Source organism: Pedobacter jeongneungensis (genome assembly GCF_000633455.1).
Lineage (GTDB): Bacteria > Bacteroidota > Bacteroidia > Sphingobacteriales > Sphingobacteriaceae > Pedobacter > Pedobacter jeongneungensis_A.
This window is the reverse complement of record NZ_AYMG01000023.1, coordinates 174729-190962: the sequence shown is the minus strand read 5'-3', so window position 1 is coordinate 190962 and position 16234 is coordinate 174729. Positions and strand designations below refer to the sequence as shown.

Below are 16234 nucleotides of genomic sequence, written 5' to 3'. Positions count from 1 at the left end.
GATTTGAGATATGAGACAATTGTATTATTAAGTCAACCTCTCAAGCTAATGTATAAATAGTTAAGATAGTGGTATGGGCGAGCGTAAAATCTCAATACTCATATCTCATATCTCATATCTAAAATAAAAAATGGCTAAGAGTAAAAAAGTAACAAAAAAACGTATCGTTGTAATTGAGTCTGTTGGTCAGGCACATATCAATGCTACCTTCAACAACATCATCGTTACCTTAACAAACAACAACGGACAGACTATTTCATGGTCTTCTGCTGGTAAAATGGGCTTTAAAGGTTCTAAAAAGAACACGCCGTATGCAGCTGGTCAAGCAGCTTCAGATTGCGGTAAAGTTGCGTTTGATTTAGGTTTACGTAAAGTTGAAGTGTTTGTAAAAGGTCCGGGTTCAGGTCGTGAATCTGCAATCAGAACTTTGCAAGTAGCAGGTATCGAAGTAACATCTATTAAAGATATTACTCCACTTCCTCACAACGGATGTCGTCCTCCTAAAAAGAGAAGAGTTTAATTAATTTTAAAGCTAAGAATCTCCAGTTACAGGCTGGATGATACTTTAAAAACAGAAAAAAAATGGCAAGATATACAGGCCCAAAATCAAAAATCGCCCGTAAATTCAGAGAACCAATCTTCGGTCCTGATAAGGTGTTAGACAGAAAAAATTATCCTCCTGGGCAACATGGCTCATCAAAAAGAAGAGGAAAACAATCTGAATATGCTATCCAGTTAATGGAGAAACAAAAAGTAAAATACACTTATGGTGTGTTAGAAAAACAGTTCAGTAACTTGTTTAAAAAAGCATCTTCACGTGCAGGTATCACTGGTGATAACTTACTTCAATTATTAGAAGCACGTTTAGATAACACAGTATACCGTTTAGGTATTGCAACAACCCGTTCTGGTGCACGCCAGTTAGTTAGCCATAAACACGTAACCGTGAATGGTGAAGTTGTAAATATCCCTTCATATCAGTTAAAAGCTGGTGATGTGGTTGCTGTTCGTGAAAAATCTAAATCTTTAGAATCAATTAGTAACTCAGTTGCAGGCAGAACAATTAACAAGTTCGCATGGTTAGAGTGGAATGCTGGTGAATTAACCGGTAAATTCTTAACTTACCCTCAACGTGATGAGATTCCTGAAAACATTAAGGAAAACTTAATCATCGAGTTATACTCAAAGTAATAAATAAGATAGTTAATTACCTCGAAAGGGTAATTAACTTTTTTCTTGTTACTATATATTCAATAACGAATTTAAAAAAATATAAATGGCAATTTTAGCATTTCAGAAACCAGACAAAGTGATCATGCAGAAATCAACTGATTTCGATGGCACATTTGAATTTCGTCCTTTAGAGCCCGGTTTCGGTGTAACAATTGGTAATGCCTTAAGAAGAATATTACTTTCTTCATTAGAAGGTTATGCTATTACTACTATTCGTTTTTCAGGCGTTTCTCACGAGTTTTCTACCATGAAAGGTGTTGTAGAAGATTTAACTGATATCATCTTAAACTTAAAACAAGTACGTTTTAAGAAAACTGGTGATTCAGGTGATTCTGAAAAAGTTTTCATCATCGTTAATGGTCAAGATCAGTTTAAAGCTGGTGATATCACTAAATTCTCTAACAACTTTACAGTTTTAAACCCTGAGCACGTAATCTGCAACATGGATAAATCTGTTACTTTGGAAGTGGAATTAACCATCAATAAAGGACGTGGTTATGTACCTGCTGAAGAAAATAAAGTTGCTGATGCTGTTGTAGGTGTAATCGCAATCGATTCGATTTATACTCCAATGAAAAATGTAAAATACACGATTGAAAACTTTCGTGTTGAGCAAAAAACGGATTATGAAAAATTGGTTTTAGATATCTCTACTGACGGTTCAATTCATCCTGAAGAAGCATTAAAAGAAGCGGCTAAGATCCTTATCCAACACTTTATGTTATTCTCTGATGAGAATTTAGTATTAGAATCTCAGGCTAAAGAAGAAACTAAAGAAGTTGATGAGGAAATTTTACATATGCGTAAAATCCTTAAAACTGAATTAGTAGATATGGATCTTTCAGTTAGGGCATTAAATTGCTTAAAAGCTGCTGATATCCGTACTTTAGCTGATTTAGTTTCTTACGATGTAGCTGATATGTTAAAATTCAGAAACTTCGGTAAAAAATCTTTAACAGAGATCCAGGAATTAGTAAAATCAAAAGGTTTATCATTTGGTATGAACCTGTCTAAATTTAAATTAGACGAAGAATAATCGCCATGCGCTTAGCGCAAAGCGTTGAACAAATTATTATTTCACAGTGTATAATTCCCTCAGCTTAGTTGCAAAGAGACGGTATACACTCAATTAAAAAACAATGAGACACGGTAAAAAAGTAAACCACTTAGGTAGAACCGCAAGCCACAGAAAGGCGATGTTAGCTAACATGGCTTCATCACTTATTTTGCACAAAAGAATTACAACAACTTTAGCTAAAGCTAAAGCTTTACGTACTTATGTTGAGCCAATTATCACTAAATCAAAAAATGATACTACTCACTCACGTCGTACAGTATTTGCTTACTTACAAGATAAAGAAGTGGTAACAATCTTATTCCGCGAAATTGCTGAGAAAGTTGCAAACCGTCCAGGTGGTTACACTCGTATCATTAAATTAAACAACCGTGCCGGTGATAACGCTGAAATGGCTTTAATTGAATTGGTAGATTACAATACTGTTTACGGTAAAGATGTAGAAGTTAAAGAAGAGAAGAAAACAACTCGTCGTGGTAGAAGTAAAGCTACTGCTGCACCTAAAGCTGCTGAAGCGAAAGCTGAAGTTGCCGAAGAAGTTGCTCCTGCTGAAGAAGCTCCTGCTACTGAAGAACCAAAAGGAGAATAATTTTATTCCCTTTAAGTATAAGAAAGTCCTGTTCGAAAGAGCAGGACTTTTTTTGTTTTCTGTCATTCTGAGCATGGTGAAGAATCTTTAAGCTATGAAATGCTGACCTTAATAAACAGATAAACCCAAATTACAACGATTTGTGGACATTGAAATTTCTGGGGTACTAGAAAAGGGATTCTTTGCTGCGCTCAGAATGACAACAGCTCCCACCAATAAACCATTGCCTAATGAACAAATGAACCAACAAAGCAAACGTTTGTCTCATTTTTTCATTACATAGCTTTAATTCAATCTGCTATACATAAATTAGCCTAAAACAAATTGATAATGAAATTTAGGCTTTTTCTACTGTTCTGTCTATTCGGGCAGCTATCCCTTAATGCACAAATATTAAAATATACGAATGGCAATAATGCCTGGAACCCTGATTCGCTGGGTAACCACAGGATTGTGTTACAGTTTGCAGGTAACGGCAAGATTGGCCATGCAAAAATAGACTGGCGTAGAAGAGACGAACATCCTGAGTTAAAAGGAATCATTATTCAGGATGCCAACGGTAAAACTATTTCAATTGTTGGTACAGATAAACTAACTAGAGAAAGTGCCGATGTTTATTTTGAAACTACTGGTGCCGGAAAATATTATGTGTATTATCTCGCTTATAAAAACGAGGGCAGGAGCAATTATCCAAAAGGTGTTTACATCAAACCTAAACAGGTAGATCAGGCTTGGTTAGCTGCTGCAAAGCAAGTTAAAGTGAATACTTCAGTGATGGAGATTCAATCCATTGATGCATTCAACTCTTTTTATCCGATGGAAGTGATTGCCACAGCTAAAGAAACCAATGCAATTAAAGCAAAATATCCGTCCGAAGCTTTTATTGTATTTCCGGAGGATAGGATGTACCCCATCAAAATGCAAAACGACCTGCCTTACCGTTGGGTGCAAAAAGGTGCATTAAATTCTTTCACAGGAACGGCCAGCAAAGGCGAAAACTATGCTTTTCAATTGGGTGTATATGCTTTGAAAGATTTAAAAAACGTTGAGGTGAACTTCGGCGATTTAAAAACTACAGCAGGAAAAATAATTTCTTCGAAAAATATCAACTGTTTAAATACCAATGGAACGAGTTACGATAACAAACCATTGGTAGAGACAGTAAATGTAGTATCAGGTAAAATTCAGCCGATGTGGATTACTATAAATTTTCCTAAAACTACAATTGCAGGCATTTATGCTGGAAAATTTACGGTCAAAGCCAATGGAAAATCTAAAGTAATCGATGTTAAAATTACCGTAGGTAGTGAAGTTTTAGCTGATGCCGGTGTAGGAACGCCAAACAAACAGACTCGTTTAACCTGGTTAAATTCTACTTTGGCACAAGCCAATACTGTGGTTGCTCCTTATACGCCGCTAACGGTTGAGGGAAATGTAATCTCTCTTTTAGGCAGAAAATTTGAAATTAACGCAGATGGTTTCCCTAAACAGATCCAGACTTTCTTTAATGCTGAAATGACGGCTTATAGCGAAAAACCGAATAATATCCTGGCTGAGCCTATTCACTTTCACTTTTATAATACGCCAAAAACCCAGGAGAAATTTATTCCCAATAATTTCCAGATTACCAGTAAAGAGGCTGGAACAGTAAAATGGTCGGCAAGTAATACTTCTGAAAACCTCAAAATGGATTTAGAAGGTGCTTTAGAGTTTGATGGTTATGTACATTACGTGGTTAAAGTTACAGCGTTAAAGGATGTAGCATTCAGTAATGTCGATTTTCATATTCCGTTTGATAAAGGTTCTACCAAATATTTAATGGGTTTGGGAGAAAAAGGTGGTATTCGGCCTGATACCTTAAAATGGAAATGGGATGTGCCCAATAAAAACCAGGATGCCGTATGGATCGGGAACGTGAATGCAGGCCTGTACTACAACTTGAGAGATGAAAACTATGTTCGCCCGCTGAATACCAATTTTTATCTTCAGAAGCCTTTATTATTACCTAAATCATGGGGTAACGGAGATAAAGGTGGAATCCAGATCAATGTAAAAGGCAGTTCGATGCTGGCCGATAATTTTACAGGGGCAAGAAGCATGAAAAAAGGGGATGTACTTTATTACAATTTCAACTTGCTGATTACGCCTTTTCACTTAATCAATACCGATTTTCAATGGGATAACCGTTTTTATCATAAGTATGGGGATTTAGATTCGATTAAATCGACAGGCGCAACGGTGGTGAACATTCACCATGCCACACCAATTAATCCCTGGATCAATTATCCATTTATCGAATGGAAAAAGATGAAAGGTTATATCGATAATGCACACTCGAAAGGTTTAAAAGTCAAGATTTATAATACAGTTCGTGAGCTTTCTAACCATGCATACGAGTGGCCTGCTTTAAGAAGCTTGGGTACCGAAGTATATTCACCTGGTAAAGGTGGCGGTTTTAGCTGGTTACAGGAGCATTTGGATAGTAATTATATTGCTGCCTGGTTTGTGCCCGAAATTAAAGATGCGGCTGTGATTAACAGCGGAATGAACCGCTGGCATAATTACTATGTAGAAGGCATGAACTGGCTGGTAAATAATGTTGGGATTGATGGTGTTTATTTAGATGATGTAGCCTTCGATCGCGTAACCATGAAACGCATTAAGCGTGTACTGACACAGAATAATCATCCGGGCATTATCGATCTGCACTCCGCAAACCAGTACAATAAAAGTGATGGTTTTAACAACAGTGCCATTTTATACCTGGAGCATTTCCCTTACCTGAATCGTTTATGGTTTGGCGAATATTTCGATTACCAGAAAAATAATCCTGATTTCTTTTTAACTGAAGTAAGTGGTATTCCTTTCGGTTTAATGGGCGAGATGTTGCAGGATGATGGAAACCCCTGGCGTGGGATGATTTATGGCATGACGAGCCGTTTAGGCTGGTCGGATAAAAGTGATCCAAAACCACTGTGGAAAGCCTGGGATAACTTTGGCATAAAGGGATCTGAAATGATTGGCTATTGGAGCGAAAACTGCCCGGTTAAAACCGATAACCCAAAAGTTTTGGCTACGGTTTATAAAAAGCAGGGAAAAACAATGATTGCTTTAGCGAGCTGGGCAGAAGGAGATACTAAGGTTAATTTAACCATTGATTGGGTTAAGCTTGGTTTAGATGCCGGTAAAGTTAAAATTACGGCACCTGCAATTGATAAATTCCAAATAGCAGGCAGTTATGTGGATGGAAAATCGGTTCCTGTTGAAAAAGGAAAAGGTCTGATTTTGATAGTGGAGTAATAACTCCCTTAAAGTTCCCGTCATTTCGAGCGGAGTGCAGCGAAGTCGAGAAATCTGCCTCGAGACAGATCTCTCCATTCCACTGCGTTTCAGTCGAGATGACGGTTTTTTTATATTATACCTTCACGTTTTCCATGCCGTACTGTTTCAGTACATCAGCGGGAACGCCGGCCCATTGGTTTGGTGCGTTGCCCACATAACCAATGTCTTTTACGCCCATTTCTGTCGTATAAAAACCCGATGCCGTTAAACTTCTCATCCTGTTGAAAAAGGTTACACCTGCCTGCATTTCTGGCCGGGCTTTTTTAGGATAGGCAATTTCATCCACGATCGAAATTTGCTGATCGGCAGATGCCTCAACAAATGGTTTTTGGAATCTATTAAAGCTATATACATCCAGCCATTTCAAGCCACCGCGCATGGGTACTTTATGTTCGGGGATGTCTTTTACAATAAACTCGATAAACTCGGGTACCTTCGCATCAGATGCGCTGCCCGATACATCATCTTTAGGAATGATTATATCAGCCAATACCGTAATCGTAGCCATTTCATGTTTGGTGAAATAAGTTTCAGATTTAAGTTTTTTGTCGCGGTCTATTTCCCACTGCTCTCTTCCGGTTTCTTTTGCGGTTTCTTCTGGTACGGCTGCCTCTGTTTTTGTGTCAGGTTGTTTACAAGCATCCAAAAGTACGGTTGTACTAATGGCTGTTAAACCTAATGCTTTTATGGAATCACGTCTGTTCATATGGTAATTCTTAAATGTTTTGTTTTTTCTTTTGAGCTAAAATATATTCGGCTGTACGCATCGAAAGGGCTAAAATCGTCCAGGTAGCATTTTTATCGCCTTGTTGTACAAATGGCCCTGCATCAACCACGAAAAGGTTTTTACAGTCATGCGCCTGGCAATATTTATTCAACGCTGATTTTTTAGGATCATCGCCCATGCGGATAGTACCCACTTCGTGGATAATTTTTCCAGGGTTAAGTAAACCATAATTGGTATCGGCCCCCTGAATCTCAGAAGTAACCACGGCACCCATTTCTTTCATAATCGAAAGGAAGGTTTCCTGCATGTGTTTTGCCTGCAGAATTTCATCTTTGTCCCACTTATAATTAAATCTTAAAACCGGAATACCATATTTATCTACTGTATTCGGATCAATTTCGCAGTAATTGCTTTCTCTGGCAATTGCGGTACCACGACCAGCCATTCCAACTCCGGTTCCATAGAAACGGCGGTAATCATCTTTTAACGATTTTCCGTAACCTCCAGCTTCTTTCATTTTTCCATCTCTGCCTGGTACCATTCCGTTCATTTCGGCCACACCGCCGCCAAAACCATAAGCTGGCATGCCCATGCCACCCCAATATTCGATGTGGTAACCCCGAGGGAAGTTGAGTTTACGGTTATCCAGCCACCATGGTGAGTAAATGTGTACACTGCCAACGCCATCTTCATTATAACGTTTTCTATCCATTAACTGTGGAAGAAAGCCCGAAACGCTTGCTCCGGTAGAATCGTGCAAATATTTTCCAACCACACCACTACTATTGGCTAACCCATTAGGATGTGAGGCTGATTTTGAATTTAGTAATATACGGGCAGATTCGCAGGCACTGGCACCTAAAATAACCAGTTTACCGTTTACCTGATATTCCTGCAGATCTTTACGGTTTACATAAGATACACCTTTTGCAGAGCCATCTTTATCGGTAATTACTTCCCGCACCATGGCGTCGGTAATTACGGTAAGGTTTCCGGTTTTTACTGCAGGATTTACCAAACATGATGAAGATGAAAAATCGCCATAAACTTTACAGCTTCTGCCGCATTGGCCACAATAAAAACAAGGTGCACGATCGTTGTTATTCGGTAAAGCTTCAGTAAGCACTGATCCACGACCGGTAATTACTTTTACACCCGCTTTTTCTGCACCTTTTTTAATGAAAAGCTCGTTTAACCTTGGTTTTGGCGGTTTCATGAAAATACCGTCAGGTTCACTTTCAATCCCCTCGGCCGTTCCATAAATACCAATCATGCGGTCAACCTTATCATAAAATGGTTTTACATCCGCATAAGTAATTGGCCAGGCATCGGTCAAACCATCTTTGGGTTTAAAATCTTCCGGACCCATCCGTAAAGAAATCCTGCCCCAGTGGTTGGTACGGCCACCGAGCATCCGCGAACGGAACCATTCGAATTCGCTTTTGTTTTTCTGGGTATAAGGCTCGCCTTCTAACTCCCAACCACCGTAAGAAGCATCAAAATCACCAAATGGGCGAACGGTACCTGCACCGCGGCGGGGCGATTCCCAGGGCCATTTTAATTGATGCGAATCTAATCGTGGATCGAAATTTTGACCAGCCTCGAGCAATAATACCTTTTGCCCTGCATGTGCCAGAACGTACGCTGCCATTCCGCCACCTGCACCTGAACCAACAATAATGGCATCATAAACGGTAGGCGATTTTTTTATCTGAAAGTCACTCATGTGTTTTGGTTAGCTATTTAAATACCCTAATCTAAAGTTTAATTTTTTGAAAAAAAAACGTTTGTCTATTTTGTAATCAATATAGATAATATTACGCTTGCGTATTTCTAAATCGTATTACCTCATTCATTTATTTAAAGCAATGCTACGGGTTTTTCGAGTTGAAAATGCCTGTCCGTATTAGATACTACATTTTCCATCAATTTTATATAGTCGCCCTATTGTTACATTGTGCAAGGCATGTTATTCGCCAAATAAACTTGATTATCTTTGCAGTTCAAAATTATCAATGGCCGTGTCAGAATATATTAAACAGTTTACTACAGCTTTAAAAGAAAGTTTCGATGCCGCAACTTTCGTGAAAATTTCTTTAGGAAATTATAAAGGGGTAGAGGAAGCATTAAAGCAGATACTTATCCGTAAAGTGGTGATTAAACGTGATGATAAGCTGGCCTTTACCTATCGCTACAAAACCCGCGATGTGGTAAAAAACTATGGTATTAATGAAGCTGTAGATTTGGTTGCTGATTACCTGGAAAATGGATTTAAAATAGGAACCCTATTTACTACCGAAAAAGACCTGATTTTAGAGGAACTGAACAACGGTAAAGTGATTTTGAGGGAAACCAAAGCATCAACTAAGGAAGTTCCTTCTGCCGGCCATGACAAAGAAAAAACCAGATTGATTAAACCTGATTCGAAATCGTACCTAACCGAATTAAAAATAACCGATACAGAAGGAAAGGTTTTCAAAAATGCGCAGGATAAATTTCGTCAGATTAACCATTATATCGAGATTTTAAGTGCCTTGATTAAAGAATTGCCAGAAGGTACCATTAAAAAAGTGGCTGATATGGGCTCTGGAAAGGGTTATTTAACTTTTGCGCTGTACGATTACCTTCATTCGGTTTTAAAACTGGAAACTAAAGTAGTAGGAGTAGAGTATCGCCAGGATATGGTGGATTTGTGTAATCAGGTTGCTGAAAAATCTGCTTTTGCCCAATTGAATTTTGTTCAGGGGACGATTGAAGATTATAATGCCGAGGATGTTAATTTATTAATCGCCTTGCACGCATGCGATACGGCAACTGATGATGCCATTTTTAAAGGAATTAAAGCCAACGCCGAACTGATTGTTGTTGCACCTTGTTGCCATAAACAGATTCGTAGAGAAATTGAGCAAAACAAAGTGAAGAATGATGTTTCGTTTTTAACCAAATATGGCATCTTTTTAGAACGCCAGGCCGAAATGGTTACCGATGGAATCCGTGCCTTGATCTTAGAATACTTCGGATATAAAACTAAAGTTTTCGAATTTATCTCAGATGCACATACACCTAAAAATGTGCTTGTTGTGGGGGTAAAGAGCAAGGTGCATGGTGCGGAGCGAAAAGAGGAGATTTTACTCAAGATTAAAGCGAGTAAGGAATATTTTGGGATTGGTTACCACCATTTGGAAAGATTATTGGGATTGTAGTTGTCTTAGTCAGACGCCCGCGAAGGGTCGTCATTTCGACCGCAGTGGAGAAATCTTTGAGTTTGTTAATCCATAGCTTTCTCTCCCGAATATTCGGGACTGCGCTTCAGTCGAAATGACGACTACTCTTTTTAACTTTCCTTTAATTAAACATAAATCCAAAGCAGTACGGGTTTTTTCTTGGTTTTTAGCAACATATCAATTTTTCGCATTGTTCCATCAGATAAAACAGGGCAGCCGGCACTTTGCCCAAATAAAGTTTGCGGATAAATTTCCTGATTTGGGACAGGCGTGTAAGAATGTAAAACCACAATACGTTTAAAAGCATTGCTGTTTGTTTTCTCTAAACCATACATTTTGTAGTGTACATGGATTCCCCAGTTGCTAAAAGAACGGCCTTTAACTTTGTATTTGCCTAATGATGTGCAATAACTACCTTCCTTATTGCTAAATACAGGTTTTGTTGGGGTACTTCCACCACCAACACCATGGGCACATAAACCTTCGATGGTGATTTCTTTCTTTTTAAAATCGTAAATAAAAATCCTGTTTTTGCCCGAATGAATACTCATATCAACCATGATGGCAATTGAAGTATCCATATTGTTTTTCTGGCAGAAAGCCAGGGCTTCATTAATTCTATCTTCAGTTATTTTATTGTTCGCAACAGGTTTAAACCCGAAAAGTGTAAATAAAGCGAGGAGAACGGATAACTTTTGCATGTAGAATTAATGGCATGAAGAATTCACTGTTTTGGTCGGTGTGACACTAACCAATAGGATGGGTCGAATTATAAATGTAATAAAATCAGCGCCACTAAAGCCGGTATTGATTGTACATAAAGGATTTTTTTACTGGCGGTTGCGGCACCATAAATACCTGCAATGATTACACAGGTTAAAAAGAATATGGCCACATAAAATTTCCATTGATGATCGCTGATGCATAACGACCAGATTAAGCCTGCCGCTAAAAATCCATTGTACAAGCCCTGGTTGGCAGCTAATGTTTTGGTCGGTACGAATAAATCTTTCGGGATGGTTTTAAAAACTTTTGATGCTCTGGTGGTCCAGGCGAACATTTCTAACCACAGGATGTAGATGTGGATGAAGGCGACTAAGCCGATTACGATTTGAGCTGCTATTTGCATATAATAGGATTACACAGATTTAAATGATTGCATAGATTAATTGTATCTCTAAAGATATAAAAATTAAGGTTGGTTTTTTACTGTCCGTTGTAACTAAACCCGATAAGAGCGGGCATCCCGATGTCATGTCGGGATAAAGCGGATAGCGGGGCAGGTACTCCCGAAGCACTGCTAACTTTCATTTCCAAATCCTTTTAAAAAATAAACTTTGCTTTAACCTTTAGTCTTTAAGCTTTCACCTATGGTCTTGCTCCCTCATGCATCTTCCATTGTTCTCTGTCATGCTGTCAGTAATATCAGACGTCTTTTTTTACATTTTAACAGTCTTTTACCTATATTTTCTGCCAAAAACCAATTGGCACAAGCATTGTTTAATAGGAGTAGAAATTATAATACTTTAAAAAGAGAAATTAAAAATACAATGGGAAAAATTATTGGAATAGACTTAGGAACAACAAACTCTTGCGTAAGCGTAATGGAGGGCAACGAGCCTGTAGTTATCGCAAACAGTGAGGGTAAACGTACTACACCGTCTATTGTTGCTTTTGCAGAAAACGGTGAGCGCAAGGTTGGCGAGCCTGCTAAACGTCAGGCTATAACCAACCCAACAAAAACGATATATTCGATTAAACGCTTTATGGGTAACAGCTACGACGAAAGTGCGAAAGAAGCTGGGCGTGTACCTTATAAAGTAGTTAAAGGTGATAACAATACACCACGTGTAGAAATCGACGACAGAAAATATACTCCACAAGAGATTTCTGCAATGATTTTACAAAAAATGAAAAAAACTGCTGAAGATTTCTTAGGTCAGGAAGTTACAGAAGCAGTTATCACTGTACCTGCTTATTTTAACGATGCACAACGTCAGGCTACTAAAGAAGCTGGTGAAATTGCAGGTTTAACTGTAAAACGTATCATTAACGAGCCAACTGCAGCTGCTTTAGCTTATGGTTTAGATAAAGCACACAAAGACATGAAAATTGTTGTGTTTGACTGTGGTGGTGGTACACACGACGTTTCTGTTTTAGAATTAGGTGATGGCGTTTTCGAAGTAAAATCTACTGATGGTGATACTCACTTAGGTGGTGATGACTTTGACCACATTATTATCGATTGGTTAACTGAAGAATTTAAATCAGAAAACAGCATGGACCTTGCAAAAGATCCAATGGCTTTACAACGTTTAAAAGAAGCTGCTGAGAAAGCTAAAATTGAGTTATCAAGCACAACTTCAACTGAAATTAACTTACCATACATTACTGCTGATGCCAGCGGCCCTAAACACTTAGTACGTACATTATCTCGTGCTAAATTTGAGCAATTAGCTGATAGCTTAATTAAACGTACTATCGATCCTTGTAAATCTGCTTTGAAAAATGCTGGTTTAAGCACAAGCGATATCGACGAAATTATTTTAGTAGGTGGTTCAACCCGTATCCCTGCTATCCAGGAGGCTGTTAAAGCTTTCTTCGGTAAAGAGCCAAGTAAAGGTGTTAACCCTGATGAGGTTGTAGCTATCGGTGCTGCTATTCAAGGTGGTGTATTAACTGGTGATGTGAAAGATGTATTGTTATTAGACGTTACGCCTTTATCATTAGGTATCGAAACTATGGGTGGTGTAATGACTAAATTAATCGAGTCTAACACAACTATCCCAACCAAAAAATCGGAGACTTTCTCAACTGCAGCTGATAATCAGCCTTCAGTAGAAATCCATATTTTACAAGGTGAGCGCCCAATGGCTGGTCAGAACCGTACAATTGGCCGTTTCATTTTAGATGGTATTCCACCAGCACCTCGTGGTGTGCCTCAGGTAGAAGTATCATTCGATATTGATGCTAACGGTATCTTACATGTAAGTGCAAAAGATAAAGCTACTGGTAAAGAGCAAAAAATCCGTATCGAAGCATCTTCAGGTTTAACTGACGCTGAGATCAAAAAAATGAAAGAAGAAGCTGAAGCTAATGCTGCAGATGATGCTAAGCAAAAAGAAGAAGCTGATAAAATCAACGGAGCTGATGCATTGATCTTCTCAACTGAGAAACAATTAAAAGAGTTTGGTGATAAATTATCAGCTGATAAAAAAGCACCAATCGAAGCTGGTTTAGAGAAATTGAAAGCAGCTCACGGTTCACGTAACTTTGCAGATATCGATGCAGCGCAAGCTGAATTGCAAAATGCATGGAACGCAGCATCTGAGGAAATGTACAAAGATGGCGGTCAGCCTCAAGGTGGTGAGCAACCACAAGCTGATGGTCAGCCTCAAGGTGGCGGTGATAACGTTACTGATGTTGATTTTGAAGAAGTGAAAGAAGATAAATAAGTCTTGAGTCTTCAGTCCTGAGTCGAGAGTCTTGGGAGTATAGAAAGCGTTTCTGATTAATTCAGGAACGCTTTTTTTGTGCATTAAACCTCGCAGGTTTTTAGAACCTGCGAGGTTTGGAAATCACTTATATGACCTTAAATATCTTATGTGGTTCAAAAGATTTTGGAAATGAATGTTCCGGTGCTTTTCGGCGATTGTAGTCCCGCCATTCGCTGCAATCTTTTTAAACTGCTGTCATGCTGAGGAACGAAGCATCTTTTCCATGGTTTACAGTTGCTTCGTACCTCAGCATGACAGGGTATTAAGGGTTGCTGCAAACAAAAAAGGATTTTGCTGCTGTCGGGTTTATGGAGGAGGGCTTGTTGTTTATGGATGGTGTTTTAATATAGGTCGTCATTTCGAGCGGAGTGAAGCGTAGTCGAGAAATCTATCGAGATAGATCTCTCCATTCCACTGCGTTTCAGTCGAGATGACGCCTCTTTTTATTAAACTATCAATAGTAGCAGAGTGCAACCTAGCTTGGACCTCTGAAATAAATCCGACAACTTTCGGATTAGGGTGATTAATGATAAAATCTAACCCAAATTCTCTTCAATAATATCCTGCAATTCTTTTTCGTTTACAGATAACTCATAAAGCAGCTTAAACTGGTTTTTAACACGGTCTAAGTTTTGTGTGGTATAACTTGTCGGATAGTACTTATTCCCGCTTAAAAAGTCGGTTAAAAAGCGCAGGGCCTGCATATATATCATGTATTTACCCGAAAATAAAATGAGCTCTTTTTCCGTTTCCGTTAAAATGCTCTTCATTTCAGATAAGTAACCTTTTATCATCGCTTCGAAATAAGGCAAACGAATTTTAATTTTGTTCAGATCGGTTTCATTTTCTGAGAAAGCACAAAGATACGTACGCATCATATCGCCCAGGTCGGATATGAATTTGCCGGGCATAATCGTATCCAAATCAATTACGCAAATACCTTCGTTCGTTTCGTTATCCAATAACACATTACTAATTTTGGTATCGTGGTGCATTACACGATCAGGAAAATCGTTTCGATGCGAATAAGAGGTATAATAATCAAGGATATATTGATGCGTTAGAACATCTTCTATTTGTGCTTTGGCAAGCTCTCTAAGCGCTCCTTCTGTCTGGTTTAACGCCTCTTTAAACTGCTCATACCTTAAACCTAAATCATGAAAACCTGGGATAGTTGGCTGAAGTGTTTTAGCGTCAAATTTATCTAACAGTCTGCTCAATTTCCCAAACTGTTTAGCAGCCTCATAAGCTTGTTTAGGGTCGGCCAGAACATCTAAAGAGACGGTATTAGGTACAAAAGGGAGCATCCTCCAATATTCTTTGTGGATATGTGCCATTTCCTCACTGTTGGCTGTGGAAACAGGTTTTATAAAAAGGTATTCGGGATAATTAAAGGTAAGGTAATCGGCAATTGCCCTAAGGTTATTGGCAATGGCCTGTGGGTATTTAAAAACTGAAGTATTAATGTTTTGAAGAATGTATTTCTGCTCTTCAGCTTGGGGCGAAAGCAAATAAGTACGGTTAATTAAACCCGTACCTATTTGTGTAATTTTTGTATTTTCTTTAGCGTATCCGTAGGCTTCTAAAACTTCAGAGTCTAAATTTAGTTCCATAGTTTTTCAGGATATGTTCCGTTTTTAACCAGCTGGTCAATACTGTCCTGAACATATGGTTTATCTTCCTTATAAGTTACACCGAACCATTTATTAGGCGTTGGCACCACTTTAAAAGTTGCAATATTTCTTTTTACCAGATTTTCGCCGATTAAAGGAATAAAAAATTCAGCTTTTGGTTTATCTTTATTTGCTTCTGCAAATTCCCTGAACATCTCTTCCGTAATTTTAAAAACGGCTGGTGTAAAACCCCAGAAATTCATTGAAACAGGCGTTTCGTAAGCCAGAGGAAATTCCTCGCCATTTTCTTCGTAAAATATACTGCCATCTTTAGGATAAACTTTGGTGCGTTCTACAATTTCCTCGAGATTACCAGCTTCATCTACCTTACAAACACCACGCGAAACAGCACCAAACTCTGATAATGTTTTGCCGATTTCGTAACCAATGATCGAATAGTTGCTATCTGTTACCTCTGTGGTTAAGAAATCAACCATTTTTTTAAAGGCATCGTAACCATAATAATCATCAGCATTAATTACGCAGAATGGTTCTTTAATTACGTTCCTGCCCGAAAGGATTGCATGTGCGGTACCCCAGGGCTTTTCTCTGTATATTTCTTCTTCTATGCCGAACTGTTTTAAATCGAAATTCTGAAAAACATAATCAGTTTCAATCCTTCCTGCAAGTTTCGGTTCAAAAATAGCTTTAAAGTTATCAACAAACTCTTCTTTAATGATAAATACAACTTTACCAAAGCCAGCATTAATGGCATCATATATTGAATAATCGATAATGGTTTCTCCATTAGGACCAAAACCATCGATCTGTTTCATACTTCCATAACGGCTTGCCATACCTGCAGCCAATATTAATAGGGTGGGTTTCATTTATTGTTTTTTTATTTGTGGGTGAACCCGATATGATTAAAACA

Annotated in this window: 13 protein-coding genes; 7 read left to right on the top strand and 6 right to left on the bottom strand. The window is 38.4% G+C overall.

Annotation, left to right across the window (positions count from 1 at the left end; translation table 11 throughout):
* The first annotated feature begins 130 nt into the window (after positions 1–130).
* The 5 genes from rpsK (at position 131) to U859_RS0120595 (ending at position 6197) form a co-directional block, all read left to right on the top strand.
* On the top strand, positions 131–520 hold the full coding sequence (gene rpsK, locus U859_RS0120615; RefSeq protein ID WP_025145207.1) for a 30S ribosomal protein S11: 390 nt from the start codon (positions 131–133) through the stop codon (positions 518–520).
* 62 nt (positions 521–582) lie between these two features.
* Positions 583–1191: a 30S ribosomal protein S4 gene (rpsD, locus tag U859_RS0120610; RefSeq protein WP_025145206.1), complete on the top strand. Its 609-nt coding sequence runs from the start codon at positions 583–585 to the stop codon at positions 1189–1191.
* 85 nt (positions 1192–1276) lie between these two features.
* The gene (locus U859_RS0120605; protein WP_025145205.1) at positions 1277–2269 is read left to right on the top strand and encodes a DNA-directed RNA polymerase subunit alpha; all 993 of its coding nucleotides are present in this window, start codon (positions 1277–1279) and stop codon (positions 2267–2269) included.
* A gap of 103 nt (positions 2270–2372) precedes the next feature.
* Complete coding sequence (gene rplQ, locus U859_RS0120600; protein ID WP_025145204.1) at positions 2373–2897, top strand: 50S ribosomal protein L17; 525 nt, start codon at positions 2373–2375, stop codon at positions 2895–2897.
* A gap of 330 nt (positions 2898–3227) precedes the next feature.
* Positions 3228–6197, top strand: a complete 2970-nt coding sequence (locus U859_RS0120595; protein ID WP_051584743.1) for a glycoside hydrolase domain-containing protein — start codon at positions 3228–3230, stop codon at positions 6195–6197.
* Positions 6198–6312: 115 nt separating this feature from the next.
* Here U859_RS0120595 and U859_RS0120590 read toward each other — a convergent pair whose 3' ends face one another.
* Together U859_RS0120590 and U859_RS0120585 are read right to left on the bottom strand one after the other, a co-directional pair.
* Positions 6313–6945, bottom strand: coding sequence for a gluconate 2-dehydrogenase subunit 3 family protein (locus U859_RS0120590; protein ID WP_025145202.1), 633 nt, complete (start codon positions 6943–6945; stop codon positions 6313–6315).
* 10 nt (positions 6946–6955) lie between these two features.
* Positions 6956–8692: a GMC family oxidoreductase gene (locus U859_RS0120585; protein ID WP_025145201.1), complete on the bottom strand. Its 1737-nt coding sequence runs from the start codon at positions 8690–8692 to the stop codon at positions 6956–6958.
* Between the two features lie 289 nt (positions 8693–8981).
* On the opposite strand from U859_RS0120585, the gene U859_RS0120580 reads away from it, so the two are divergent.
* Positions 8982–10169, top strand: coding sequence for a class I SAM-dependent methyltransferase (locus U859_RS0120580; protein ID WP_025145200.1), 1188 nt, complete (start codon positions 8982–8984; stop codon positions 10167–10169).
* 146 nt (positions 10170–10315) lie between these two features.
* Here U859_RS0120580 and U859_RS0120575 read toward each other — a convergent pair whose 3' ends face one another.
* Both U859_RS0120575 and U859_RS0120570 read right to left on the bottom strand, forming a co-directional pair.
* Positions 10316–10891 (bottom strand): murein L,D-transpeptidase catalytic domain-containing protein, encoded by a 576-nt coding sequence (locus U859_RS0120575; protein ID WP_029986003.1) that lies wholly within the window; start codon positions 10889–10891, stop codon positions 10316–10318.
* 68 nt (positions 10892–10959) lie between these two features.
* Complete coding sequence (locus U859_RS0120570; protein ID WP_025145199.1) at positions 10960–11319, bottom strand: DUF1304 domain-containing protein; 360 nt, start codon at positions 11317–11319, stop codon at positions 10960–10962.
* Positions 11320–11740: 421 nt separating this feature from the next.
* On the opposite strand from U859_RS0120570, the gene dnaK reads away from it, so the two are divergent.
* Positions 11741–13645 carry a molecular chaperone DnaK gene (gene dnaK, locus U859_RS0120565; RefSeq protein WP_025145198.1) on the top strand — a complete coding sequence of 635 codons (1905 nt, stop codon included), beginning with the start codon at positions 11741–11743 and terminating at the stop codon, positions 13643–13645.
* A gap of 578 nt (positions 13646–14223) precedes the next feature.
* Here the strand turns inward: dnaK and U859_RS0120560 are convergent.
* Positions 14224–15300, bottom strand: a complete 1077-nt coding sequence (locus U859_RS0120560) for a phosphotransferase enzyme family protein (protein WP_025145197.1) — start codon at positions 15298–15300, stop codon at positions 14224–14226.
* Positions 15291–16190 carry an NDP-sugar synthase gene (locus U859_RS0120555; RefSeq protein WP_025145196.1) on the bottom strand — a complete coding sequence of 300 codons (900 nt, stop codon included), beginning with the start codon at positions 16188–16190 and terminating at the stop codon, positions 15291–15293. Before U859_RS0120555 ends, U859_RS0120560 begins: the two co-directional genes overlap by 10 nt.
* Positions 16191–16234 lie beyond the last annotated feature (44 nt).

What these genes read in the sequence shown, in the direction of transcription:
- rpsK (WP_025145207.1), top strand. Translation starts at nt 131, where the DNA reads ATGGCTAAGAGTAAAAAAGTAACAAAAAAACGTATCGTTGTAATTGAG.
- rpsD (WP_025145206.1), top strand. Translation starts at nt 583, where the DNA reads ATGGCAAGATATACAGGCCCAAAATCAAAAATCGCCCGTAAATTCAGA.
- U859_RS0120605 (WP_025145205.1), top strand. Translation starts at nt 1,277, where the DNA reads ATGGCAATTTTAGCATTTCAGAAACCAGACAAAGTGATCATGCAGAAA.
- rplQ (WP_025145204.1), top strand. Translation starts at nt 2,373, where the DNA reads ATGAGACACGGTAAAAAAGTAAACCACTTAGGTAGAACCGCAAGCCAC.
- U859_RS0120595 (WP_051584743.1), top strand. Translation starts at nt 3,228, where the DNA reads ATGAAATTTAGGCTTTTTCTACTGTTCTGTCTATTCGGGCAGCTATCC.
- U859_RS0120590 (WP_025145202.1), bottom strand. Translation starts at nt 6,945, where the DNA reads ATGAACAGACGTGATTCCATAAAAGCATTAGGTTTAACAGCCATTAGT.
- U859_RS0120585 (WP_025145201.1), bottom strand. Translation starts at nt 8,692, where the DNA reads ATGAGTGACTTTCAGATAAAAAAATCGCCTACCGTTTATGATGCCATT.
- U859_RS0120580 (WP_025145200.1), top strand. Translation starts at nt 8,982, where the DNA reads ATGGCCGTGTCAGAATATATTAAACAGTTTACTACAGCTTTAAAAGAA.
- U859_RS0120575 (WP_029986003.1), bottom strand. Translation starts at nt 10,891, where the DNA reads ATGCAAAAGTTATCCGTTCTCCTCGCTTTATTTACACTTTTCGGGTTT.
- U859_RS0120570 (WP_025145199.1), bottom strand. Translation starts at nt 11,319, where the DNA reads ATGCAAATAGCAGCTCAAATCGTAATCGGCTTAGTCGCCTTCATCCAC.
- dnaK (WP_025145198.1), top strand. Translation starts at nt 11,741, where the DNA reads ATGGGAAAAATTATTGGAATAGACTTAGGAACAACAAACTCTTGCGTA.
- U859_RS0120560 (WP_025145197.1), bottom strand. Translation starts at nt 15,300, where the DNA reads ATGGAACTAAATTTAGACTCTGAAGTTTTAGAAGCCTACGGATACGCT.
- U859_RS0120555 (WP_025145196.1), bottom strand. Translation starts at nt 16,190, where the DNA reads ATGAAACCCACCCTATTAATATTGGCTGCAGGTATGGCAAGCCGTTAT.